The following is a 24,768-nucleotide window of genomic DNA, read 5'->3' on the forward strand; positions in this document are numbered from 1 at the left end:
CATTATTTCCCCTTTTCATCTGCTTGTGCCAACGTATTGTTGACGATATGTCGAAAATTTCCTTCTTCTTGATTTTGCAGTTTCTTTTTTAGTAAAGATTCAACAAAAATATGTGTGCTAGTAAACTGAAGCTGTTCATTTCTTGGGCATAAAGATGGAAAGCGGTCAAAGTGCTTCTGTATTCCGTTGTTAACTTGACTCCAAAAGCGTGTTTCTTCGTATCCATAATGCTCTTCTAGCAAATAAGATAGCTCACTTAAATGAAACACGAAGAGTGTATCCATAGCTAACTCTCGTAAACCCTCTACAGAAGACATCCAATAATATTGATCGGCAGGTGCATCTTTAAAGCGTTCATGTATCATTTCAAAATCTGGAACGAGTTTTCTATCGGCAATGAATTCTTCCGTATATTCGATACTGTCATGAAAATCCCGCCATACAATTCGTGTCGGCCACCCATTTTGATGCAATAAAATCATATTTTGCGCATGGGCCTCTACAGCAATTCCTTGAGCAACAAGTAAGTGCCAAACAGGAATAACACTCACTTCAATCAATCGTTTTATCCACGCCTCGGTTCCATATCGGCATAGCCAGTCATCAATAAAAGGACGCCCATCTAACTCCGTCATCATGAGTACCGTAAACGGTACTGCTTTCTCTTCTTCCTTCATGTACAAGCGCACACTTTCTCGCCATATGGTGCCAAACTGACCTTCTAATTTTCTACTATGCATTGTGGCATCCGGTTCAAAAATAATGCCTGCATATTCTTCCAGTACAATAACGCTCTTTTGTAAGTAGGCATCGGATTCAATGACCTGTTTAAGCCATGCAGAAATATGAGGAGCAGCACAAACAGCATGAGAATGTAACCTTCGTAATGAAGAGGTATTCACCATATTCATGGAGCATTTTAATTGTGCCTTTTTTGGATCTGAAGAATTCCATAATGTTCGCACTGATTGAGTTGCCCTATAGTAATCTCCTTTCACATCAAGAGGTATGAAATCTTTTTGTTCTATTAATTCAGCAAGTTCCTGTTTCATGGTACGCCATTGCCATGGGTGAACAGGTAAGAACGTATAGTCCTCAAATGTTCCTTTGAATACTGCAAGCTTGTCAAGAATGGTTTCCCACAGTAAATGCCCTAGCTCTCTTTTCCAAAAATTCGCTTCATCCTCAAGTACAGCGATTCGTACATAGCTTCTTCTCACTGCAACCCATTGAAGAGTAAATGCTTGCTTTCCCTCAGGGCCATAGGCTGCATGGTCGTCAATTGTAAAGCCGGTTCTGGATTTGAAACAAGGATGATAGGGATGTCCTTCCATAATTTCCGATTCTAATTCTTCATAGATTGATTTTCTTCTCGACATGGGCATTTGGAGATGTCGTTCATTCCATTCACAAAGCTTATTCGTTCCATGAAGTTCTTTCAGTAATCGAATTTTGTCTTGACGACTCGTCAGTAACTCATCGACTAGCTCCTCAAGCGTTGCCTCATGTACCGTTTCATCTTCGCTTACTAAAAAAATATGATCTTCCTTTATTCGAATGCGATCAAATGCCATCCTTCTACCTTCACAACGATAGGTGTATTTCTGTCCAATAAGTGTAAAAATTATAGTCCTTTGATCTAGACGTGTTTCTTCATATTTGATTAGTCCTTCAAAGATCATTGCTTCTACAAGCTGCCGCCTTACACGGAGTTCTCCTTGTTTAGCTAAAGGCTGTAGCTGCTGCATACTCTGCCTCCTCAAACTGAATAACAAATGGATTAGGAATTTTAGTATATACGGCTTGTTCCAGTTCGGCCTCCAGTTCATCTACATCATGAAACCTTGTTAATAGGTTTGCTTTGAAGGCAAGCTCCTCTTGTTTTAGAATGTTACGAACGAATATTTTTCCAAAACCTGTAAATTCTTTTTCTAATAAGTGCAGTTGATCCATAGACCACTTCAAAAGTTCATTTTCATTAATTAACTGATCTGCTCCAAATCGAGCAATAACAGGGAACAATTGATTCATAAATAAATAATAGGTAAATCTATCATGGATAAGGGCATCTTCGTAAAATAGCTCCTCCGTTTCATGTAAAGATGGTTCTATTGAAAGAAGTACATCTTTATATGCTTTTGATAAGTAATAACCTTGGTTATCGCGGTAATAATATTTAGTTGGATAACCTGAAGAGATGTTTAACAGACTATTTTGTTGATGGGCTTCAAGAGCGATCCCATGCTCATCGTATAATCTTAATAATGGTTCAATAGCATTTGTCCAATAGACTTTAAACCAATCTAAACTGACGCTCTCTAATGACCGGAATTCAGATTGAGCGATTTTCATGATGAGCTGACATAGCTTTGATTTTTCTTCTAGCAGGGGCTCTTGCACAAGCGTAGCGATCATGCAGATTCCTTCATCATGCCCCTTAGGAAATATGTTTGAACGAAAAATAACCTCAAATCCTGATTCCGTCTGATTTGGAAACTTTATAGTCATATACGCAGGGTCATTCATCATTTGAAAGGATGAATGCTTTTGTAAGAAATCTATCTTCTTCATTAATCGAGCCATAGCAATCCCCGCTTTGAGTTCATGAGTTCTATTGACCCTCAATGAATTTGTTATTTTTACGGGAATTGAAAACTTATACATCATTTCTTCCTGGGCGTTGTAAACCGTTCTGATTGAAGAGGTTGCTGTATAATATGCCCCTAGTGCTCCTTCGTATTTTATTAAATCTTCAGCAATCGCCTTTTTGACATACTGTTGCTGTAGAAGCCATTGTGCTTGTAAGGGGTGTACAGGAATGTAACAGACATTCTCTGACTTAACAAATTCAGGCTGTGATTTGATTAAAGATCGAGCAATGTGTTCACTAGCACTTATTTCTAATACGGAGGCCTCGTTCACCATTTTACGGTCGACTCGAAAGTAGTGAAGTTGGAAAGAACCTTGTAACTCTGGAGCAAAACTGGTTTGTTGCCAATCTGCCATCCCTTGTCTACTTTTAGGTGTTGGATGGAGCCAATGACCAAGTAGGAGAGACTGCTCTGCTTCAATAAACGTATCGCTAGCTCGGTGTTGCTTGTCACCTTCAAAACTCTTTTCAATATAATGGGCCATTGTTTGATAGCTCTCAATTATGCGAAGAATGAGTTCGTCAAAATGGGAAGAAAGCTTCAGACAGCCATCCATTTTAGTCGTACAATGTAGTTCCTGAATAAGCGTGATGAGAATCGTTAATTTATCCTCAACAAGCCATTGTTTTTGTTTTGTACAATATTTCAACGATGCACCAAATACCTGTCTTCCAACAAGAGATTTATATTCCACGCCAAATGCAAAACGTATGTTTTGTCTTGGTAACTCAAGCTCTAATATATATGCCTCGGTAATCAGGGCTGATAGTCGTTGTTCCTTAATCCATTCCTCCTTTTTGACCCAATGCCCGCTTCTCACCTCTCGTATATAACAATTCATAAACGCCTGAAACGTTGCATTCTTTGCAATCTGTTTAGCAATCTGCTGCATGAAATAAACCAATCCTTTCACAGAACCTTTTTACTATTAATTGATAATGATTATCACTCACTGTTGAAAAAATAAGTCTCCCTTATTAGAAAGACTGAGAAGTAAAAGTAAATCGAAACAAATGAGGTGTTGTTAACAATTGATAATGATTATCGTTTTCATTAATAATTACATTTTATAGGTAATATGGAAATGACTCAACTGTCTAAAGACCTATATGACAATACAAACCATTGAAATAGGTAAAAGTATAGAAAAAGTTGGCGTTTTCCGCATCACATATTAGAGATTTTTAATATTTAATGGATTAAAAAGCTTAAATATTACAAGAAAACAAGAATAGTTGTTTAATGAAACAAAGGTTCTTATGGTTTGAAAGACGTGCCATTTCACAAACGATGTACCTGTAGAAAAATAAGTATAGAAAAATAGCAAAAACGTTGATACCGCAACATTTCTGCTATTTAAAAATTTTATATTAATATTTTTGTCATAATTACATCTATTTGTTCTTCCTCATCCATATAAAAGCTGTGTGCCCCGGTCTGCACAAAGCCTATATTCTTATAAAAGCCTATGGCATTGTCATTTTTATCCCAAACTCCTAACCAGATGCTGCTTTTGTTTTGAGCTTCAGCTAATTCGACTGCCTTGTTGATGAGAAATTTGCCAAGACCTCTTCCTTGAAATGGCTGTCGAATATAAATACGTTCAATTTCAAGTGTCTCATCCCCCATTGGTTCAGACTGAGCATCATTGACATTCACCTTTAAGTAACCAGCAATGACATCATTGTTATAGATAAAATAAAATTCTGAAGCTTTATTAGATAATTCTTTTTCCAGCTGATACTCTGTAAATGCTTTCTCCAAGTAAGCGGTCATATTTTCAGGTGAATTATGATCTTTAAAGGTATCATTGAATGTTTCGATACTCACCTCTTGGAGTTTTTTTAAATCACCTATGCTACATTTTGATAATTTGATTGACATTGATTACACTCCTTCAGAACTCTTTATGTATTTTATATTGCAAATGCAATAAAAAGAATATATATTGAATGTAACTTATTTTTGTTGTATATGCAATAAAAAGTGGAGGGAGGTAATAAAAGTGAAATATGTTTTTTATGTCTTAGGCATTTTCATTTTAACACTGGGCATTTCTTTAACTATTCAATCTAATCTAGGCACTTCCCCCTTCGATGCCCTTTTAGTGGGTTTATCTAAAAATATAGGGCTGACTGTAGGTAGCTGGGAAATTATTATAGCTATTATTTTAATAGTTGGTAATTCTATGTTAACCAAGCAAAGGCCCGAATTCTTGGGCTTGATGACAGCCTTTATTACGGGAATTGGAATTGATATGTGGTTATTTGTGTTACACAATTGGATAACGCCTGTAGCTTGGTATAGTCAAGTTGTTAGTTTTGGTGTAGGTTTAATGGTGATTGGGTTAGGGACTGCCACCTATTTACATACGAATTTTGCACCGATACCTGTTGATCGATTAACCTTAATAATTAAAGAGCTCACGAAAAGGAGCATCTTTTTTGCAAGAACCACTATTTATCTCCTGTTTTTAGCGCTGGCGTTACTATGGAAAGGCCCAATTGGCTTTGGAACAATCATAACGGTTTGTTTGGGAGGGCTCATCCTCCATTTCTTTATGCCTATTACTGGCAGAATACTAGATAACCTCCTACAGCACTCTAATACCACTCTAAATGATCAAAATGAAGAGATTGAAAACTAGTATAAACCCAAATATTCTGTTTCTTGCTTAGAATGGGGTGATGTCATTTCCCCCTTTCTTCTATAAAGATAAAAATCCTGCTACGAACAGGATTTTTAAATGAAGTCTATCATGTAACATTATTTTCTTGAAAAAACTTTTTCTTCTCCTCTTCTGTAAATTCTTCTAGGTTTTGATAGGTATAGCGTGGATTACGATCCTTATCAATCACAACAGATCGTACACCTTCATAGAAATCCTTATGTCTTAAAAAGTTTCTTGCCAACATGAAATCTGTATTCAAACATTCCTCTACTGTTTTTTCACGAGCGTCAATAAGCTGCTGTAACGTAATTTTTAAAGAGGAAGGTGATTTCGACAAAAGCAAGTTCTTCGTGTCACGGGCAAATTCGCTTGGGTCATGGTTTAAGGATTGTATGATTTCCTCGACTGAATTTCTTGAAAAATGATGGTTTATTACTGTTTGAAGCTTCTCAAGTTCACTGTTCGTGGATGGATTACTAGAATATTTCTTAATTAGTTGGTGTAAGGTTGCGTTTATATTGTTAGAATGCCAATCTGTCTGTATAACGCTTTGAAGGAAATCAAATAGCTTATCGCTCGTCATATAATGATCTGCTCCGTTCGCAAAAAGGACATCTGCTGCTTTAATAATGGACGCAGTTAATGCCAAATAGTAACCAATAAATCCTGGCGCTTTGTTTAAGAAATAGCCCGCGCCAACGTCTGGAAAAAAGCCAATATCCATTTCCGGCATCGCCCATTTTGTACGCTCTGTAACGATTCGGTGGCTTGCTCCATAGGTTAATCCGACTCCACCACCCATGACTATGCCATCAAGGCAAGCAATAATTGGTTTAGAATAATGATAGATTTCCAAATCCACTTCATACTCTACTTCAAAAAAGTTTTCAGCTACTTTAAATGCTTCTTGACTGGATTGTGCTTGATAAAGTGTTTTAATGTCACCTCCAGCGCAAAACCCCTTCTCCCCTGCCCCTTGTAGTACAATAAGACAGATTTGATCATTCGCTTCCCATTCTTTTAATTTTTCTCTAATGAGGTTAAGCATGTTAGTGGAAAGAGAATTTAAAGCTTTAGGACGATTCAACGTAATGAAGGCTGATCCTCCATCTTCCACCGAAAATAAAACTTCGTTTGCCATGTTGGCCCCCTCCTTTAACAGTGTTTAAAGTGTGGCTGTCTTTTTTCAATAAATGCCTGCACACCTTCTTTGGCATCATTTGTTAAAAATAACTCAGCAAAACGCGTTCGTTCAAGTTCAAGTCCTTTTTGTAAGTTATCCTTCGTGCTTTGAATCACACATTCAATTGTACGAGAGACACATGTCATACTTTTACCCGCAACAAAGGACTGTGCAACAGCTTTAGCCGTCGTCAAAAGTTCCTCAGGTTCTGTTACGAGTTGAATAATACCTAGCTGTAATGCCTCGTCTGCACTCAGTTGTTTACTTGTTAAAATTAATTGGAGCGCTGTTGCTTGATTCGTCATTCTGCTAAGTCGTTGAGTCCCCCCGAATGTTGGGAGTAGCCCAAGCTTTAATTCTGGTAAGCCGAGAATGGCTTGATTCGAAGCAATTCGGAAATGACATCCTAACGCTAGTTCAAGCCCTCCTCCAAGAGCCGGTCCATTAATGGCAGCAATAACTGGTTTTTTCATGGCTTCTACTTCATCGCATAGCGCTTGCCCTGCTTGAGCCATTTGCAATGCTTTTTCCTGTTGGCCAAAGGCTGAAACAAACTCCTTTATATCAGCCCCAGCGACAAAAAATCGGCCAGTGCCTGTAATAATAATGGCACTTGTGTCTTCATCCTCTGCTAGCTCTTGGAAAATGAGACGTAGGTTTTCAATAGTGGCTGATGACAAAGTGTTTGCAGGTGGATGATTTAAATGAATAATTGAAATAGAATCCTCTTTACTAACGTTGACAAATGTATCGATCATGCTGCTCCTCCTAACTAATCATTTTTGGGTTGTCAATGAATGTTCTCGCAAGTGCCCGTTTTTTCATAAAGAGATTTTGCTGTAGCGGAATATTTAATTGTCGAATGTTATTTAGCAAGCTTACTCGTTTTTGTTCATTGCTTTCAGCGGCCGTAATGATAGTAATCGCACTTTCTTCTATTTTGCGGTAACCCTCCTGGCATAATATGTCAGTCATTAATTGTTTTGTTTGGACATGTGCAGTTTTTTTCGACCTGAGCCAGGCTGATTCCATGACATACGTTTCCATGGCCATATCCGCCAACAAACGCATAAATTCTTGCTCCTGTTCGAGTTGAATTTGTGCATTTGCAATGACATGAATAGCTAGTTGCATTAAATGCTTGGAGAGAAGGATGTAATGGTGATTTTTTTCTAATGGTTGAGCGTGAATAAAATCACCCTCTATTGCAGTTGTTTGTACATATTTTTTCCACAGCATTTTAGCCATTGTAAGGCGATTGATTTCATTTGTACCCTCGAAAATACGGTTAATTCTTGCGTCTCGATACAAACGTTCCACTTCATAATCTTGCATATAGCCATATCCACCATGTATTTGAACAGCTTCATCAGCTATTCTTCCAAGTGCTTCGGAACAATGTACTTTATGAAGTGCGCATTCCAGAGCAAATTCAGATATTTTCTGAACTATCGTTTCATTGCTTGCTGATGCAATAGCCTCATCAACTTTCCCAGCCGTTCGGTATGCACCGCTTTCTGCTCCATAAATCAGAACGGCCATGTCAGCAAGCTTTTCCTGTATCAATGTAAAGTCAACGATAGGTCGTTCAAATTGTTTCCGTCCCTTCCCATAATTCACGGCTATTTGAAATGCTTGTTTGGCCGTTCCTATATTAGAAAAGGCAAGCTTTAGACGTGCCATATTCAAAATGTTCATAGCGACTATATGTCCTTTGCCAACCTCTCCAAGAACACAATTGATTGGCACAATAACATCCTCTAAAATGAGCGTGGCCGTTGAAGAGCCTTTAATGCCCATCTTCTCTTCTTCCTGACCCACGGATACCCCTTTAATGGAACGTTCGACAATCAACGCAGTCATCCCCCTATTCGTCTGGGCAAATACAACGAAGACGTCTGCTAGCTGTGCATTGGTAATCCATTGCTTTTCTCCATTTACTAGCCATGCTTTCCCGTCTTCCGTTAATCTAGCATTCGTTTTGGGGCGCAGTGCATCAGAACCCGCTTCGGACTCTGTAAGGGCGTAAGCTCCAATCCATTCTCCAGAAGCCAACTTTGGTAAGTATTTCAGCTTTTGCTCCTCATTTCCAAAATAGATATAGGGTAATGTGCCCACCCCTGCATGAATATTGTAGGAGACACTAAAAGAACCCCCAAAACCCATTTTTTCTGCTACCAGACCAGAAATTTTTTTATTAAGCTCAAGTCCTCCATAAGCTTCGGGTATTTCAATGGCCAGTAATCCAAGATCACCTGCTTTTTGGAACAATTGTCGGGTGATCTCATATTGTTGCTGTTCAATGGATGAGATATTCGGTGAGACATCCTGTTTAATGAAGAGCTCAGCAGTTTTTGCAATGAGCTCTTCTTCATCGTGGAAATCCTCAGGTGTAAAGATCGTCATGTTGTTTTTTAGTCGATCCATATAAGCCCTCCTTGAAAGAAAGTGGAGAAAAGCCATTTACCTCTCCTACTTTATTTCCTCCTTCGGTAAGATGGTTTTTGCTAATTCACTATCTAAATCCTCGAATTTATAATAGGAAATCGTTTCATACAATTCGCTTCTTGTTTGCATATCCTCAATTGCTTCTTGTTGTGTTCCAGTATTTTTTATTAATTCAAATACGCGCTCGTATGCTTTTGCTGCAACTCTCATAGATGTAACGGGATAAATGACCATCGAGTAACCCATTTTTTCAAATTCCTTAGCGGTATAATAAGGAGTTTGACCGAATTCAGTCATATTGGCTAATAAGGGGGCATCTAACTCATTGGCAAATTGTTTAAACTCTTTTTCAGTTTGTAATGCCTCTGGAAAAATAACATCTGCACCAGCAGTAACATATGCTTTGGCTCTTAGTATAGCCTGCTCTAAGCCTTCAACAGACCTTGCATCCGTGCGAGCAACAATCATTAATGTAGGGGCTATTTGTTTAATCATTTTTATTTTTTGAATCATTTCCTCCTTTGGAACAAGAGTTTTGCCATTTAAATGTCCACACTTTTTAGGAAGATTTTGGTCCTCTAGCTGTACGGCAGCAACCCCTGCCTCTAGCATTTCACGAGCAGTACGGGCAACATTTAATACGCCACCAAAGCCCGTATCAATGTCCACTAGCATCGGTAAATTTGTAGCCCGAATAATATCACTAGCACGCTGGGCTATCTCATTTGAATAAATCATCCCTAAGTCTGGTAAACCTCTACTCGCTGTATAAGCGGCACCAGAAAGATATAATGCCTCAAAGCCAACTTTTTTAGCCATCAAACCAGCCATTGCATCATGTACCCCTGGTATTTGCAAAATAGCTGAACGAGCGATATGAGCTTTAAATTGTTCAGCTAATTGTTTTTGTGTCTTTGCTTCTTGGACAATCCATGTCATTTTTAAATACCTCCTCTTTATTGCGTTCGGAATCCATCTAAATTAAATAAATAGATTAACAAATTCATGAACAGCAATTTGTTCAAGCAGCTCTTTATTTACACAAACATCGTTTATTTTATTGAGTTGTTTTTGAGCATAATGCGTACGAAGGTTTTGCTGGAATTTATCAATAATCTGAGGGAATGCTTCCTCACGGCGGAAACGATGTCCTAAAGGATATTCACACTCAATTAGCTCAGTTGATGTACCATCTTTGTAATAAACTTGAACAGCGTTCGCAATGGATCGTTTATCAGGGTCTAAATAGTCGATTGTATATTGGCCTTTTTCCACAACAACCATTTTATTACGCAAGTCATCGATTCGTGGATCTGCCGCCACCTCATCTTCATAGTGATTTGCGGTAATGTCACCATAAATAAGACCAATCGCTGTAATATATTGAAGGCAGTGATCTCGATCTGCAGGATTGTGAAGAGGCCCTTCTTTATCGATAATTCGCATGGCTGATTCATGTGTTGTAATTTCTATGCGGTCAATATCAGCTAGGCGATTTTTTACTTCAGCATGCAAATGAACGGCACATTCTGCAGCCGTTTGAGCATGAAACTCTGCAGGATATGAAACTTTAAAGAGGACATTTTCCATAACATAAGATGCAAGTGGTCTCGCAAGCTTTAATTCTTGCTTATGAAAGAGCACATCTTGGAATCCCCAGCCTGGTGCAGATAATGCAGTTGCATAGCCCATTTCCCCTTTCACAGCCATCATTGCTAGTTGTACGGCCCTGCTTGTAGCATCGCCAGCAGCCCATGATTTTCTTGATCCCGTATTAGGAGCATGTCGATAGGTTCTTAAACTTGAATTATCAATCCAAGCATTTGATAGAGCATTGACAATCTCTTGATGAGTGCCCCCTAAAGCCTTTGTAACAACAGCTGTTGTCGCTATTTTGACAAATAAAACGTGATCTAAGCCAACACGATTTAAGCTATTTTCGAGTGCAAGTATTCCTTGTATTTCATGGGCTTGAATCATCATTTCTAAAACATCTTTCATTTGGAGAGGCTCTTGCCCTTCTGCAACACGTACACGACTCAAATAATCAGCTACAGCTAAAATACCACCAAGATTATCAGAAGGATGCCCCCATTCTGCCGCCAACCATGTATCGTTATAATCCAACCAACGGATCATACAACCGATATTAAAGGCACCTTTAACTGGATCAAGGACATAGGATGTTCCTGGAATACGAGTACCATTTGGAACGACTGTACCTGGTACTACAGGACCTAGAAGTTTTGTACATTCAGGATATTGTAAAGCTAAAATGCCACAACCTAACGTATCCAATAAAACATATCGAGCCGTTTCGTAAGCTTCTTCGCTCGTAATCTTTGTGTTTAATACGTAATCCGCAATATCAATAAGAAGCTGGTCTGTCATCGTTTTTTCATTCGTTTTAATCATCTATATCTTCCTTTCAAGGTATGAATTTGATATACTAGTATGCTGATGGGCATTGGTCAGAATGTCCATCAGCTCTATGGCGAGTTGTTAAAACTTGATTATACCGACAATTCTTCAAGGTTATGACGCTCGCCTATATAATGAACACGAGGTCTAAATAATCGATTATTGTCATGTTGTTCGATCACATGTGCACATAAACCGATCGTTCGAGAGCCAAAGAAAATAGGCGTATATAATTCAATTGGTAAGCCCAGCATGTAGTACACGGGCGCAGCATAATAATCTAAATTTGGATACAAGCCTTTTTCCTCCACCATCACTTTTTCACCGGCTTCGCACATGTGATATAAGCAGTCATCCCCTTGCTCCAAGCATAGTTTATACAAAGCTTCTTTCATGATCTGCGCTCTTGGGTCCATTTTTTTCATATAGACACGATGGCCAAAGCCCATTATTTTATCTTTATTTTTGAGCTTGTTTTTCAGCATCGCTTCAAAGCCCTCCACAGTCTTAGCTTCAAGCAGCATATACATGACTGCCTCGTTCGCCCCACCATGCAAATTTCCTTTCAATGATGCGACAGCACCAGTTAGAGCACCATACAGATCGGATTGTGTGGAGGCAATAACACGAGCAGCAAAGGTCGAATTCGGCATTTCATGTTCACTATATAAAACAAGTGATTGGTCAAAAATTCCCTCTTCTAATGGTGTTGGTTTTCTTCCAGTAATCATGTAATAAAAATTAGCACTATAAGAAAGCTGACTATCCGGTTCTACAACATCTTGACCATTTAATACACGGTAGCTATTCGCAACGATGTTGGGCATTCCACCTAAAAGTCGATATGCTCGTGTTACATTCATTTCAGTCGAACGATCATGGATGTGCTGATCATACCCTGCTAACGCTGAAATTCCAGTTCGAAGGCCGTCCATCGCATGTGTCCCATTTGGTAATAAGTTGAAAATTTGAAAAAGCTCTTGTGGAACGTGATAGTTTTCTTTCAATTTATCCTGTACGTCAGCTTGTTGCTCAGTAGTTGGTAGGTTTCCGTGCAATAATAAATGGACAATATCTAAATAGGCGTATCGCTGAGATAGTTCAATCAAATCATAGCCACGTATAACAATTTGACTGCCTACTACGTCTAAGAAAGACAGTTTTGTTTCCGCAGCAATAACTCCATCAAGACCTGGTGAATACGTTAACTCCATAGATTACAACCCCTTTGTTTAATCATTCTTGTAAGCGTTACCATTCAAACTCGAAAGAACAACAAAAAAACAACTTCTATCCTTTAGAAGTTGTTAATCTACAAAAGTATGACAGAACAAAAAACAGTGAACTTACATCCATTCACAATCATCATACAGTAGCTAACACCTCCCTATCCTCGTAGGTCAATTGATGCTTATTTAGTGGCAGGTCTCCTGACTTATCATCAACGTTCCTATAACACCTTCCCGTTTTGAAGAACAAAACAGTGGTCTCGTTATGGAACTCCTACATACAGTTGCGGGACAGTGTTGGACTCACACCAACTTCCCTTTTAATCAAATGGAATCAAACCCATTTGAACCACCAAAATTTAGCATATTCAATTTGTCTTTTTACCTTAACATAGAGGTTTCCAAACAATCAATATAGGTAAAATTCAGAAAAGACTGATTATAAAAAGCTATTTTTCATTTTTGACGAACTATTCTGCATATTTAAGCATTATTTCGCTCAAAAAAAGATTGTTAATCAATCCCAATGGAGCTATATTTATGAAGCCTGCTTTAAAAAAGCGATTTGTTTTGCATTACGATGAAACGAGGAGTGACGGGATGGGCTATATAACTGAATTAAGAAAGCTTATCGGTAATAGACCAATTATAAGCGTTGGTTCGACAGTTCTTGTTGTTAATGATGATAAGAAAATACTCTTTCAACATCGTTCAGATACGTTGGATTGGGGATTACCTGGCGGTTCAATGGAAATAAACGAAACATTAGAGCAGGTTGCTGCTCGTGAACTTTATGAGGAAACTGGTCTCGTGGCTAAAGAGTTTGAGTTTATCGGTGTTTTTTCAGGACCTGATTATTACTACTGTTATCCGAATGGCGATGAAATCTATACAGTCATTCACCTTTATAGAGCTAAACATGTAAGGGGTGTATTGGAAATGAAGGATGGTGAGAGCTTAAGCCTCACTTATTTCAGTAAGGAAGAACTTCCGAATAATATGGAACAGAGGACGGTCGCTCTCTTAAACAACCTAGAGGGCAAAATATGGGGGTTCGAAAGCTCCTTTACGAAGCTTTCCAAATAACAATGTAAGAATTTTAATAAGGACTTTCTTCGCAAAGACATTTCAGATCATTCCAAACTAGTATTCTTGTGAATTCTTTCGCGAGGGTGACTGGGCAAAATCGCGTTGTATAGCTCAAGTGATGCGGAATGCTTAAATGGTTCACCTTTCATGATTTCCTCTACTAGCTGACCATTTTGCATGACGAGGATGCGATCTGAAATAAAGCGTGTAGCCTGTAAGTCATGAGAAATGAAAATGTATGCAAGTTGCAAATCCTTTTGTAGTGTCTGCAGTAATTGAATGATTTGTTTTCGCAAAATCATATCTAAACTACTAATGGGTTCATCTAAAACAATTAATTTTGGATGTAAGGCAAGCGCTCTTGCAATGTTCACACGCTGTTGTTGTCCCCCACTAAGCTGGGAAGGATACTTTTCGGCAATAGATTTTTCTAACTCTACATGATTAAGTAATTCCTTTACCTTATAGTGTCTCTCAGCTGAGCTATAATGCTCGAAATTTAGGTACGGTTCCTCTAAAATTTGAAAAATAGTGTGCTTTGGATTTAATGAATGATAGCTATTTTGGAAGACTGCTTGTAAATCTCTCCGTATCATTTTTTTCTGTTGGCTAGTGGCATCATAAAGATTAACCCCTTGAAATAGAACCTCACCGGCTGTTGGCCTTTCCATTCCTAATATAATTCGGCCCAATGTGCTTTTTCCTGAGCCACTTTGTCCAACAATGCCTAAGCATTCCCCCTCCTGAAGTGAAAATGATACTTTCTGTAATACAGGAGCATCCTGTCTTCGCTTGAATATGAACGGTCTATGTGCATAGTTCTTCTCAATATTTCTCACTTCTAGTAGCTTCAATTTTTTCACCTCTAAAACATCATTCGGGATTGTAATAGTTTCTTTGTATAAGGATGCTGTGGTGCATCAAAAAAATCATAGACATTCGCTTGTTCAATTAGTTCCCCCTTATACATCACGGCTACATCATCAGCTAGTTCAGCAATAACGCCTAAATCATGCGTCACAAGAAGTATGGCTGCCTGTGTTTCCAGGCGAATCCGATCAAATAATGTCAATACCTGTTTTTGGTTGACTGTATCAAGAGCTGTCGTTGGCTCATCAGCTATGTATACCGAGGCTTGAATTGCGAGTGACAAAGCAATCATTACACGCTGTAGCATTCCCCCACTTAATTGGAATGGATAATAGTGTAAAAGTTTCTCGGGATTAGGTAAATTAACTTTTGACATGCTTTCCATAGCAATTTGTCTAATTTCATTTTTAGTTATAACAAAATGAGCCTTTAATGATTCACGAAAATGACTTTCAATGGTTTGCACACGGTCAAAGGCAGTCGAAGGATTTTGCATAATAATAGATAGATGTCTTCCACGATAAGCTCTCATTTGAGCAGCATTTATCTTCAATAAATCTTGTTGATGGTAGAATATGTGCCCTTTGATAATCTGCGCTCTAGACGGTAAGGCTTGCATGATAGCTTGGCAAAGCATGGTTTTCCCACTACCGCTTTCGCCAATAATCCCCAAAACGCGGCCTTGATAGGCTGTCAGATGAATGGCGTTTAAAATATTTTGTTCTCCAATTTTGACCGATAAGTCTTTCACTTCTAAAACTTTCTTCATAACTTCCCCTTTACTGGTCAGGCGTCTTTAAACTACTTGCCAAAACATTACATACTAGGACAACTAGAACGATAGTAAGCCCAGGATATAGCATTAATTCGGGATGTTGGCGGATATATTGCTTCCCTTCATTTACCATCATTCCCCACTCAGGAGTGGGAGCCTGCACGCCAAGCCCTATAAAGGAAAAGCCTGCAATCTCTAAAATAACCTTTCCCATATCTAATGCAACAATCGTTACAATAGGAGGCCAAACATGAGGGAGATAGTGACGAATAATTAATTTCACACCTGTAGTACCGCTTATTCTTGCCGCTAGAATAAAATCCTTTTCATTCATGCCGATAAATAAACTTCGAATTAGTCTTGAATAATAAATAAGCTGTGTCAAAATAAGTGCGATTAACACATTTTTTAAGCTTGGCCCTAATACACCTAAAAGCCCAAATGCTAGTACAAGTGTTGGAAAAGCTAATAAAATATCGCATATCCGAATAAATAGCGCATCTATTATACCTCTTTTTAAAGAGACCCATGCGCCCAACAGGATCGCTACTACAATAGCAACTATTTGTATGACGAGCGCCGCACCTAAAGAATACCGAATCCCTAAAAGCAATCGTGAGAAGACACATCTTCCTAAATGGTCTGTTCCTAATGGATAGTCCCATGAAGGTGCTAGAAAATTCTTAGAAATATCAACTGCTAAAGGGTCATGAGGCATCATGAGTGGGGCAAACAGTCCTAGTAAACCAATGATGATTAGTATAGTGAGACTCATAAATCTTCTCATATGTATACGTTCTAAGTTCACTTTACTCTCTCCTATTCTTCATCATCAGATGAGGATCCAATAAACGATGCAATACATCTGTGCCTAGATTGGCGAGCACATAGATGACAGCGATCACCAACACATAGCATTGTACAACGGGGTAATCACGATTCGTTATGGATTCTATTAAATATCTACCGAGTCCAGGCCAACTAAATACTTGCTCTACAATGACAGCCCCACCTAGCAAATTTCCGAGTGTCATCCCTAACAAAGTTGATATCGGTATGGCAGCATTCCTCCCCACGTGTCGGATGAGAATGACCGATTTTTTTAAGCCTCTAAGCTGTGCATATTTTACATAGGGCTGCTCGTATTCTTCAATGATGGCAGAGCGGATAAACTGTGAGAACAATCCGATTGTAGGTAAAGCTAATGTGAAAGCTGGTAAAACTAAATGTGCTCCTGAACCTTTTCCATTCGTCGGAAAAATCCCAAGTTTTAAACTGAATAGATAAAGTAGGATAAACCCTAACCAAAATGTTGGAATGGAAACACTTAGGACTGTAAATAATCGAATGATTTTATCGATAAAGGAATGCTTATATAATGCACTCACAACCCCTAACGGAATACTAAAGGTTAAAATAAGGATAAATGCTACTAAAGCTAATTCGATGGTAGCGGGTAGCTTAGCAAATAGCTCATCACCAACGGGTAATTTACTAACAAAAGATGTCCCAAAGTCTAGCTGTAAAACGCCTTTTACCCATAGCAGATATTGCATGATAAAAGGCTTATCTGTCCCTAATTCTTCTCGTAAAGCTTGTATAGCCTCTGGTGTTGGGGCTATTCTTGCAAGTCGAAGAATGACCTCTGCTGGTTCTACTGGTACGAAACGAATAAACACAAAGGTCAGAATAGATACGCCTACTAATACAAATGGAAGTGTGAGAATTCTTTTTACACAAAACATCCAAGTCGATTCGTACATGTCGTCACTTCCTATTTCATCCGATGATAAAAAGAGAGTTGTCCTGGTTCGACACACTCTCTCTTTCATACTTAGTTTTCTTTATCCATTTGTGCATATGGAATGTCATACTCAGAAGCACGTGGTGCAAAATCCTTCATATATGGTTGATAAATAACTTGATTCGTTTCATACGATATTGGATAGAACAATGCTTGTTTGTGGAACATTGTTAAAATATCCGTGTATAGCTGCACGCGTTCTTCTTCATCGGTCCCGACTAATAATTGATGTATGTTAGTATCGATTTCTTGAGTATTTGGTAAGCCTAATTTTGCTTCATAAACACCACTAGCATTTGGTGTAGCTGATTCATTTGCAAAGCTATGTGGATCAGTCGGCGGTCCATTAGTTCGCCAGAAGTTAATATCAACCTGATCATCCATTAATTTTTGCAGACCGACCATCACATCGGCGCCTTCAATATTTAACTGTACGCCTATTTTCGCTAGCTCGCCCTGCATTAACTCTGCCATAGGTTTTTGAATGGCATCAGTAGCAATATAGATTAAATCTAATGTAAGGGGTTGACCATTTTTTGAACGAATTTTTTCACCCTTCTGTAGCGTCCATCCAGCTTCCTCTAGCAATTTCTGTGCTTTTTCAGGATTATATATAATGGGGGCTAAATCAATATTGGCATATGGAATTGCTTCCCAAAATAGCGTGTTAGCCACTTTTTCTGTACCATGTGTAATGCTTTCTACCATTTGTTCCTTATTGATAGCATATTGCATTGCTTGTCGAACCTTTAGCTCAGCTAACGGTCCAGACTGTGTATTGAACAGTAATGCTTTCGTAGACAGTGGCTCAGATGTAGCTGTTCTATATTTGCCACTATCTCTTAAATACGTATAGTTATCTAAACTAATAACCCCTCGCCCATAAATGACATCTAATTCTTCATTTTCAAAGGCTAACGAAATGGATTCCGAATTTGGGATGATTTTAACCTTTATTTTATCTACGAGAGGCTTTTCTCCCCAATAATGTTCATTACGGCTAAATAAAGCATATTCATCTTTTTTATAGTCGGTTAAAACCCATGGCCCTGTGCCAATAGCTGATTGAATGGAATCATTTGTCTTATCGCCGTCTGGGAAGCCATTATCCCCTAAAAAACGGAATGGTCTGACAAAGGCTAATTCGTTTAACACAGGGTAATACGGTTCGTCTAATTGCAAACGTATTGTTGATTCATCTACTTTGACGACCTCTTTTATATGGTTGACCATGCCCATCCAAGAATGCATGTCACGATTCGCTAATACCGCATCAAAATTGCGAATCACATTATCAGCATTAAAGGCAGTCCCATCCGAATAGTTAACATCCTTGCGTAAATGGAACGTATAAGCAGTTTTATCCTCTGAGATGACCCAGCTTTCTGCTAGCTTTGGCGTAATTGTCCCATCATCGTTATACGCCACTAAAGATTCATAAACCATTGCTTGAGCAGTCATCTGATTTGGTAAATATGTATGGGGGTTTAATGGGCCTACATCTAATGGCCAACCAATCGTAATCATTTTTTCATCTGTCTGTTCAGTTGATGCTGAGTTTCCTTTGTCTTTTTCCGTGCTTGTACAACCTGCAAGAAAACTGAAGGTCAAAACAAGCATGTAAGGCAGTAAATACTTCGTCCATCTCATTTTTTATCTCCTATCTCTATTCCCTGTTCATATCTACAAATTGAATAGAAAGAAGGCATAAAAAAACCTTATTCTACAAGAATAAGGACAGATAAACCTACAATACGTAAGCTACCATCCATCTCCCTATCTTTCGTAGATCATCAATGAATCTTCTTACAAGCAGGCATTCTGGCTTATGAATCATCATTTTGCTTCACCTTCCCAAGAAAAAACTCAGTGGTCATCGAAACAAAACTCCTCATTTACAGCTGCGGGACAGCATGGGATTTACACCCATTTTCCTTTTAATCGAACGAAAAATAATTTCATTCAAACTTGTAATGCAATATTTGAAATTAGTAATAAACATAACATGCTCAAATGTTCACGTCAATTTTATTTTCTGAATATAATAAACAGATACAAAAAGACCAGGCAGATAACCTGATCTTTGCTTAACTCCTTTTATCTCTCGTTATCTCGATATAGATTCCTTCACCTCCTGACGCAATAGTTTGGTAGCAGCCACCATATTAGCTAAAGCCGCTATTGTTTCTGGCTCTTTCCTTGTTTTTAAGCCACAGTCCGGATTAATCCAAAATTGATGTTTGTCTAAAACTTGTAAACTATCTCTCATGATGGCTAACATTTCTCCCTCACTCGGCACACGTGGACTATGAATATCGTATACACCTAATCCAATCCCTTTTGTATAAGGATGCACTTGAAGTGAAGAAATAAGCTCTCCATGGCTTCGTGATGTTTCAATAGAAATCACATCAGCATCTAGCGCACTAATGGGTTCTATGAAATCGTTAAATTCGCAGTAACACATATGTGTATGAATTTGTGTTGTATCTTTTACACTCGAGGTAGCAAGTTTGAAGGCATTGATTGCCCAGTCTAGGTAAGCCCCCCAATTTTCTTTACGAAGAGGTAGCCCTTCTCTTAGTGCTGGTTCATCCACTTGAATAATGGAGATACCTGCCGTTTCTAGTGCTTTCACTTCCTTACAAAGTGCTAAAGCAATTTGATAGGCCACATCTTTCCGAGAAATATCATCACGTACAAAGGACCAATTTAAAATGGTCACTGGCCCTGTCAGCATCCCTTTGACAAAGCGCTTCGTTAAGCTTTGGGCATACGCTGACTCTTTCACGGTAATGGATGAAGTCCATTCAACATCTCCATAAATAATCGGAGGCTTCACACAGCGAGAACCATACGAAACCACCCATGCTTTTTCAGTAAAGGCAAAGCCCGTCAGTTTTTCACCGAAATACTCGACCATGTCTGTCCGTTCAAATTCTCCATGAACCAGTACATCTATATCCATATCCTCCTGCAAGTGAATCCAGCGCTTTGTTTCCAGTTCAATAAATGCTTCATAGTCTGTATTCGATATTTGTTTCTTTCGCCAAGCATTCCGATTTCTCTTCACCTCATCAGATTGAGGAAAGCTACCGATTGTTGTTGTAGGGAATAGTGGTAAGGCTAACGCCTGCTGCTGTAATTTTTGACGTTGACTAAAATCACTATGTCGCTCAAAATCCTTTGTGGAGACGGATTGAACGGCTTGCTGGATCATCTTATTTTGACGAATCGGATGATTTTTTAGTGCTTCAATGGCTTTCATACTTTCTGAGAAATTATGACGTCGAGTTCCGTTTTGACCCTTTCTATATTTAGTTAGCTCAGTAATCTCTTCGATTTTTTCATCGGCAAACGCCAGTGCTTGTTTGAGAACAGGGTCCAACTTCTTTTCAAATGAAGTAGATATTGGTACATGTTGCAGGTTACTTGAAGGTTGAATCCACAATTCCTTAGCATCACTTAGTTTTTCAATTGCTTGAATCATGGCATTCGCTTCCGCTAGGTTTGAACGCCATATATCACGACCATTGACCACCCCAATGGCTAAAACTTTATCTGGAGGGAAACCATATTGTCGAAGTGACTCCATATTCCCTTTATAGCCATGTACAAAATCTAAGCCAAATCCTTGTACAGGCAGTGTAATTAATGTTTCATAGGAGCATAATGCTTCAAAGTATGTTTGTAGCATTAGTTTTGCTGCTGGAACTGTCATCATCAATTGAGCATAGATTTCTTGAACTAGCTTCAGTTCTGCTGAGTCAAGTGTCGTCACTAAAGAAGGCTCCTCTATTTGAATCCATTCGGCACCTGCATCTACTAATTCTTGAATAATCTGGGCATAGAGAGGTATTAAGGCTAATAAGTATTCGACCTGCGTTAATTTATTGTAGCCCTTAGTGAGCTTATAAAATGTATAGGGGCCAATAAGTGTCGGCTTCGCCATAATACCGAACGCTTCCTTTGCCTCTAAAAAGTCTGCTAATACCTTATTTTCTGTTAGCTGCAACGGTTGTCCTTCATACTCAGGAACAATGTAGTGATAGTTGGTATTAAACCATTTGGTCATTTCACTAGCTACTGCTGAATGATTTCCTCTCGCTACACTGTAGTAGGTATGTAAATCTACCCTTCCACCTTGCCAGTTAAAGCGCTTCGGTACTAAGCCGAACATTAAGGCAGTATCCAACATTCTATCGTACAATGTGAAATCTCCTACTGTCACCACATCTATGCCGAGTTGTAGCTGCTTTTCAATTCTTGATAAACGAATACTTTTTAGTGTAGCCTGAAAATCCTCTTCCGTTAGTTCTTGACGCCAAAATGCTTCTAATGCCTTCTTCCATTCGCGATCATCTCCGATATATGGGTAGCCAATGAGTGTACTAGTATAAGTCATCTTTCATCTCCCTTTCATCAAAAAAATTTACTTCTAGCTTGCTCTACAAATTTGGTTATCCACATGCTAGTTTCGTTGCCCTATATGAAAACCAGTGGGCTTCACTTTGCAATATTAGCATGATAAAAAGCCATTCTCCTTTTTGGAAAATGGCTGCATAGTAAAATTATTAATACAAAAACAATACGAAAAAAAAAGAACTTCCGTATACATCATCTGTTTTCGCACAGTGCCTATTGGTCACTATTCACCACCTATTTCCACGTAGGTATTTGGTGTGTACTAGAAATTGGCAGGTCTCCTGGCTTCTCATCAACACGTCTCACAGCCTTCCCAGTTTCCCAGTGGCATTTGTGATTTGCTCCGAATTACAGTTGCGGGACAGCGTCGGATTTGCACCGACTTCCCTTTTAAGCCAAACTTTCATCTGGCACCATTTCTTACACTATATTCAGTTATACCCCTACTATACCATATATTTCAGAATAGTAGAAATTGTTTTTATATAAAAATTTATCTATTTACTTTGTTTTTAATTGTCAACAACTTGACCCTTACCCTTAGTGATAATGCCTTAATGATGTTTGTTGGCTTTAAGACTACTATTTCTACTATTCGCTACCCCAAAAAATCAGATAACTAACAATGTAAAGCAGCAAAGAATTTTTCTAGACTTTTACACAATCAGGAATTCTTAGTAAAAGTTGTTTACAAACAACTTAAAAAATGATATACTTACAAAGTAAAAAATTCTTAAGGAGGTCGAATGAAATGTTCGTTATCGCTAAATTAATGTCATTGGTAGTTACAACTTCAGTAAAAATGAAAATCACACATTCGACCAGATCGGAATGGATCGCTTAAGTTTTTTGTAATTAAGTATACCCATACCGCAGGGAGAAGTGTGCCCCTGCGGTATTTTTGTGTCTTTTTTCACCGTAGAGGAGTCTCTCTGCGGTTTTTTTCATTCCTCATGGTAATTTAAGGAGGTGATAATAAATGATGTTAAACATTTTTGCTCTTACGATAACTATTACAAAACGTGAGATTTCTATTGAAAAAGCACTTCAACATGAAAATGCGAAAAAAATCTTTGAAGAGAACAGAAGAAAAGTAGAAAATTATATTCGTATTCGTCAATATTAATGTTGTAATTTTAAAAAACAGGAAAGGTGGGAATAGAAATGATTTATATGATCAAAAGACGATATGCAGTTTTATGGCTGGAGAAAGACACAACCACCAGATGAAGTAATATTTTATAATCCCTGTAAAGCTAACCCGTTCTAATCTAGGACGGGTTGCTTCAGGATATGTTTTGCACTTTTCAAGCGATTTTTTACACATACCACTTGTTGTAGTTTAAGAAAATGCGGCATTACAATGTTCGAAAAATTCTAATTCTACAAAGCGTAATTCCTCGATACTAAAATTGAATGTAGCAATTTAGCCTAATTCAATTATTCTACTCCATTAGCCATCCATGTAACAAAAAACAGCGCTTCTCAGCCAAATCCAAGGATTAGGACAACCCCTTAATCCTTTAACTGATAGAAAACCTGTTTAATTTTGCCTCAGTGCCAAGTATGGCAGTATTAAGCTCATTTCCTCGGCTATCTTGTCCCCTTCTGAAATAGAGACTGCGTAAAAAATTCTTGCTGTTCACGCGAGCAATCACCTGACTGCGACTTCTCGGCAAATTGCAGCATTGCGCTAAGCAGCTAATCCAATCAGCAATTTCTTGATGTGGAAGTAATTCTTTGTCAATCATTGTATCCACGATATTGACCAACCGCTCATCATCCTCATCACTAAAAATATGTATTCCATTATGGAGCATGCTAGATATAGCGACAAGCACCTCACGTAGCATTGCAACGCTGCTCTCCTCGCACTGCACCAGCTCAACAAAAACATCTGCACCGTGAGACGCGCTGTGAGCCCAGCCTCCTACTGAAAGGTAACCCCGCAGATCCTTCTCCTCCTTGTAATAACGGAGCATGTCTCGCATTAATTGCTCAATTTCTTCTTGAGTTAAAAATGGATTCTGTCTGTGGCGTTGTATAATCAAAGCGATAGGCAAGGCAGAAAACGTCCTTGTAAAAACTGACTGATCCTCCTCACTGCCAATTTTATAGAACAAATGGTTCTCATCCGTCAGAACAGTTAAGAGACTACGCAACTCCTCTTCACTGAACCTATTCTCTTCCTTAATCCACATATAAAACATCGGATAAATCAAGTTATCCCGCAATTCTGGCTGAGGATCACCGATATATTGAAGTAACAAAGGTAAGAAATCTTGATGCTGCTCACCTTCGCCTAACTGATACGCATTCTCCTCAATTCTTTGTAAATCCTCCATAAGTTTAAACCTTATGTCGCTCATTTTCCCATCTCCTTTAACATGAATATAATCTCTTCTATTACAATATCAGGCTCATCATGATGTATATAATGTCCACTACGACTAGCAATCCGGAACTTACTAGACGTTGACAGCCATTGGAATTCTGCTTGTAGACTTTGTTCAATTCCTAATATTTCTTGTGAGGGCCATCCACCTTCATTTTCATTAGTATCGGGTAAACCTCTTGTAATAATTGAGAGAGGGATATCACTTTGGTTTGAATAATCAACGATTTGCTTATAACTCTGTATTTTATCAATTTTCTCACTATTTAACATAGGGTTCTCGAAATATTCCCTATTTCCTGCAAGTAGATTTTCTGGTAGAACCTTTTCATAGGCAAGTTCTTTATATTCCGGTGCAGCGTCAACCAAAACCATACCACAGATGTCCAGCGGATAAAGACTGGTATACAATCTGGCGACCAATCCACCAAAGGAATGGCCTACTAATATATAAGGCTTCTCCACATCAAGCGCTTGTACCAATTCGGAGAGCTCCTCAACAAGATCACAGCAAGTTCGCGGAACAGCTACGTCTTGACTCCTGCCAATACCCGCCCTGTCATAGGACAAGGTGGACGTTTCTTCCGATATTCGATCTTGGACCTTTTTCCATGTTTCATGGCTATCGCCTAACCCGGCAATAAAGATTACGCTGGGTGTATTTTTACGATATTTATTGAACCGTATACGCCTATTATAGAAATTGATTATCTTTTTATGTCGTATCGTCATTTTAATCACCTAATTAAATTATAAGCTTTACATTATTATTTCTACAATATAAAAAAGGTCCGTTTATGCAACTAA

General features: G+C 38.5%; 20 protein-coding genes and 3 riboswitches. Of the genes, 3 read left to right on the plus strand and 17 right to left on the minus strand.

Translation table 11 applies throughout. The features are described 5' to 3' along the window. Window positions 1–2: 2 nt before the first annotated feature. The 3 genes from AC3CH7_RS17235 to paiA form a co-directional block, all read right to left on the minus strand. A complete protein-coding gene (locus AC3CH7_RS17235) occupies window positions 3–1,748 on the minus strand; it encodes an IucA/IucC family protein (RefSeq protein WP_488381673.1) in 1,746 nt (581 codons plus the stop codon). Beyond that, entirely contained in the window at window positions 1,723–3,543 is a 1,821-nt protein-coding gene (locus AC3CH7_RS17240) for an IucA/IucC family protein (RefSeq protein WP_012294576.1), read from the minus strand. The genes AC3CH7_RS17235 and AC3CH7_RS17240 overlap by 26 nt, the downstream gene beginning before the upstream one ends. A gap of 473 nt (window positions 3,544–4,016) precedes the next feature. After that, entirely contained in the window at window positions 4,017–4,535 is a 519-nt protein-coding gene (gene paiA / locus AC3CH7_RS17245) for a spermidine/spermine N(1)-acetyltransferase (protein ID WP_416277656.1), read from the minus strand. Between the two features lie 121 nt (window positions 4,536–4,656). On the opposite strand from paiA, the gene AC3CH7_RS17250 reads away from it, so the two are divergent. Next, window positions 4,657–5,298 (plus strand): YczE/YyaS/YitT family protein, encoded by a 642-nt coding sequence (locus tag AC3CH7_RS17250; protein ID WP_488381674.1) that lies wholly within the window; start codon window positions 4,657–4,659, stop codon window positions 5,296–5,298. Between the two features lie 109 nt (window positions 5,299–5,407). Here AC3CH7_RS17250 and AC3CH7_RS17255 read toward each other — a convergent pair whose 3' ends face one another. The 6 genes from AC3CH7_RS17255 to mmgD form a co-directional block, all read right to left on the minus strand. Beyond that, the gene (locus tag AC3CH7_RS17255; RefSeq protein ID WP_012294579.1) at window positions 5,408–6,463 is read right to left on the minus strand and encodes an enoyl-CoA hydratase/isomerase family protein; all 1,056 of its coding nucleotides are present in this window, start codon (window positions 6,461–6,463) and stop codon (window positions 5,408–5,410) included. A gap of 14 nt (window positions 6,464–6,477) precedes the next feature. Beyond that, window positions 6,478–7,263 (minus strand): enoyl-CoA hydratase-related protein, encoded by a 786-nt coding sequence (locus AC3CH7_RS17260; RefSeq protein WP_031416003.1) that lies wholly within the window; start codon window positions 7,261–7,263, stop codon window positions 6,478–6,480. A gap of 10 nt (window positions 7,264–7,273) precedes the next feature. Next, window positions 7,274–8,932, minus strand: coding sequence for an acyl-CoA dehydrogenase family protein (locus AC3CH7_RS17265; RefSeq protein WP_031416004.1), 1,659 nt, complete (start codon window positions 8,930–8,932; stop codon window positions 7,274–7,276). 45 nt (window positions 8,933–8,977) lie between these two features. Continuing rightward, window positions 8,978–9,892, minus strand: a complete 915-nt coding sequence (prpB, locus tag AC3CH7_RS17270) for a methylisocitrate lyase (protein ID WP_036163716.1) — start codon at window positions 9,890–9,892, stop codon at window positions 8,978–8,980. Between the two features lie 42 nt (window positions 9,893–9,934). Next, complete coding sequence (locus AC3CH7_RS17275; protein ID WP_036216312.1) at window positions 9,935–11,368, minus strand: bifunctional 2-methylcitrate dehydratase/aconitate hydratase; 1,434 nt, start codon at window positions 11,366–11,368, stop codon at window positions 9,935–9,937. Between the two features lie 98 nt (window positions 11,369–11,466). Beyond that, the gene (mmgD, locus tag AC3CH7_RS17280) at window positions 11,467–12,588 is read right to left on the minus strand and encodes a citrate synthase (protein WP_012294584.1); all 1,122 of its coding nucleotides are present in this window, start codon (window positions 12,586–12,588) and stop codon (window positions 11,467–11,469) included. A gap of 189 nt (window positions 12,589–12,777) precedes the next feature. Next, window positions 12,778–12,972, minus strand: a riboswitch (cobalamin riboswitch). 231 nt (window positions 12,973–13,203) lie between these two features. Between mmgD and AC3CH7_RS17285 the strand changes: the two genes are divergently transcribed. Continuing rightward, window positions 13,204–13,689, plus strand: a complete 486-nt coding sequence (locus tag AC3CH7_RS17285) for an NUDIX hydrolase (RefSeq protein WP_031416007.1) — start codon at window positions 13,204–13,206, stop codon at window positions 13,687–13,689. 47 nt (window positions 13,690–13,736) lie between these two features. Here the strand turns inward: AC3CH7_RS17285 and AC3CH7_RS17290 are convergent, their stop codons facing one another. The 6 genes from AC3CH7_RS17290 to metE all read right to left on the minus strand — a co-directional run bounded on the left by AC3CH7_RS17290 (window position 13,737) and on the right by metE (window position 21,546). Continuing rightward, entirely contained in the window at window positions 13,737–14,555 is an 819-nt protein-coding gene (locus AC3CH7_RS17290; protein WP_488381675.1) for an ABC transporter ATP-binding protein, read from the minus strand. A 2-nt stretch (window positions 14,556–14,557) separates the two neighbouring features. Further along, on the minus strand, window positions 14,558–15,331 hold the full coding sequence (locus AC3CH7_RS17295) for an ABC transporter ATP-binding protein (RefSeq protein WP_012294587.1): 774 nt from the start codon (window positions 15,329–15,331) through the stop codon (window positions 14,558–14,560). A 10-nt stretch (window positions 15,332–15,341) separates the two neighbouring features. Continuing rightward, a complete protein-coding gene (locus AC3CH7_RS17300) occupies window positions 15,342–16,145 on the minus strand; it encodes an ABC transporter permease subunit (protein WP_236249520.1) in 804 nt (267 codons plus the stop codon). Between the two features lies 1 nt (window position 16,146). Beyond that, on the minus strand, window positions 16,147–17,100 hold the full coding sequence (gene nikB / locus AC3CH7_RS17305) for a nickel ABC transporter permease (protein WP_036161745.1): 954 nt from the start codon (window positions 17,098–17,100) through the stop codon (window positions 16,147–16,149). Between the two features lie 71 nt (window positions 17,101–17,171). Then, the gene (gene nikA / locus AC3CH7_RS17310; RefSeq protein WP_289448968.1) at window positions 17,172–18,791 is read right to left on the minus strand and encodes a nickel ABC transporter substrate-binding protein; all 1,620 of its coding nucleotides are present in this window, start codon (window positions 18,789–18,791) and stop codon (window positions 17,172–17,174) included. Between the two features lie 144 nt (window positions 18,792–18,935). After that, window positions 18,936–19,128: riboswitch (cobalamin riboswitch) on the minus strand. Window positions 19,129–19,248: 120 nt separating this feature from the next. Beyond that, complete coding sequence (metE, locus tag AC3CH7_RS17315) at window positions 19,249–21,546, minus strand: 5-methyltetrahydropteroyltriglutamate--homocysteine S-methyltransferase (protein WP_036163729.1); 2,298 nt, start codon at window positions 21,544–21,546, stop codon at window positions 19,249–19,251. A gap of 274 nt (window positions 21,547–21,820) precedes the next feature. Next, window positions 21,821–21,999: riboswitch (cobalamin riboswitch) on the minus strand. 546 nt (window positions 22,000–22,545) lie between these two features. Here metE and AC3CH7_RS17320 point away from each other — a divergent pair. After that, window positions 22,546–22,692, plus strand: coding sequence for a YrzI family small protein (locus AC3CH7_RS17320; RefSeq protein ID WP_080695201.1), 147 nt, complete (start codon window positions 22,546–22,548; stop codon window positions 22,690–22,692). A gap of 397 nt (window positions 22,693–23,089) precedes the next feature. Here the strand turns inward: AC3CH7_RS17320 and AC3CH7_RS17325 are convergent, their stop codons facing one another. Both AC3CH7_RS17325 and AC3CH7_RS17330 read right to left on the minus strand, forming a co-directional pair. Beyond that, on the minus strand, window positions 23,090–23,935 hold the full coding sequence (locus tag AC3CH7_RS17325; protein ID WP_426388675.1) for a DUF2785 domain-containing protein: 846 nt from the start codon (window positions 23,933–23,935) through the stop codon (window positions 23,090–23,092). Further along, window positions 23,932–24,693: an alpha/beta fold hydrolase gene (locus AC3CH7_RS17330; RefSeq protein WP_207889108.1), complete on the minus strand. Its 762-nt coding sequence runs from the start codon at window positions 24,691–24,693 to the stop codon at window positions 23,932–23,934. Before AC3CH7_RS17330 ends, AC3CH7_RS17325 begins: the two co-directional genes overlap by 4 nt. Window positions 24,694–24,768 lie beyond the last annotated feature (75 nt).

This window comes from Lysinibacillus sp. F12 (assembly GCF_057773605.1).

Coding starts and splice junctions, on each gene's coding strand:
- AC3CH7_RS17235 (WP_488381673.1), bottom strand. CDS start 1,748: ATGCAGCAGCTACAGCCTTTAGCTAAACAAGGAGAACTCCGTGTAAGG.
- AC3CH7_RS17240 (WP_012294576.1), bottom strand. CDS start 3,543: ATGCAGCAGATTGCTAAACAGATTGCAAAGAATGCAACGTTTCAGGCG.
- paiA (WP_416277656.1), bottom strand. CDS start 4,535: ATGTCAATCAAATTATCAAAATGTAGCATAGGTGATTTAAAAAAACTC.
- AC3CH7_RS17255 (WP_012294579.1), bottom strand. CDS start 6,463: ATGGCAAACGAAGTTTTATTTTCGGTGGAAGATGGAGGATCAGCCTTC.
- AC3CH7_RS17260 (WP_031416003.1), bottom strand. CDS start 7,263: ATGATCGATACATTTGTCAACGTTAGTAAAGAGGATTCTATTTCAATT.
- AC3CH7_RS17265 (WP_031416004.1), bottom strand. CDS start 8,932: ATGGATCGACTAAAAAACAACATGACGATCTTTACACCTGAGGATTTC.
- prpB (WP_036163716.1), bottom strand. CDS start 9,892: ATGACATGGATTGTCCAAGAAGCAAAGACACAAAAACAATTAGCTGAA.
- AC3CH7_RS17275 (WP_036216312.1), bottom strand. CDS start 11,368: ATGATTAAAACGAATGAAAAAACGATGACAGACCAGCTTCTTATTGAT.
- mmgD (WP_012294584.1), bottom strand. CDS start 12,588: ATGGAGTTAACGTATTCACCAGGTCTTGATGGAGTTATTGCTGCGGAA.
- AC3CH7_RS17285 (WP_031416007.1), top strand. CDS start 13,204: ATGGGCTATATAACTGAATTAAGAAAGCTTATCGGTAATAGACCAATT.
- AC3CH7_RS17295 (WP_012294587.1), bottom strand. CDS start 15,331: ATGAAGAAAGTTTTAGAAGTGAAAGACTTATCGGTCAAAATTGGAGAA.
- nikB (WP_036161745.1), bottom strand. CDS start 17,100: ATGTACGAATCGACTTGGATGTTTTGTGTAAAAAGAATTCTCACACTT.
- nikA (WP_289448968.1), bottom strand. CDS start 18,791: ATGAGATGGACGAAGTATTTACTGCCTTACATGCTTGTTTTGACCTTC.
- metE (WP_036163729.1), bottom strand. CDS start 21,546: ATGACTTATACTAGTACACTCATTGGCTACCCATATATCGGAGATGAT.
- AC3CH7_RS17320 (WP_080695201.1), top strand. CDS start 22,546: ATGATGTTAAACATTTTTGCTCTTACGATAACTATTACAAAACGTGAG.
- AC3CH7_RS17325 (WP_426388675.1), bottom strand. CDS start 23,935: ATGAGCGACATAAGGTTTAAACTTATGGAGGATTTACAAAGAATTGAG.
- AC3CH7_RS17330 (WP_207889108.1), bottom strand. CDS start 24,693: ATGACGATACGACATAAAAAGATAATCAATTTCTATAATAGGCGTATA.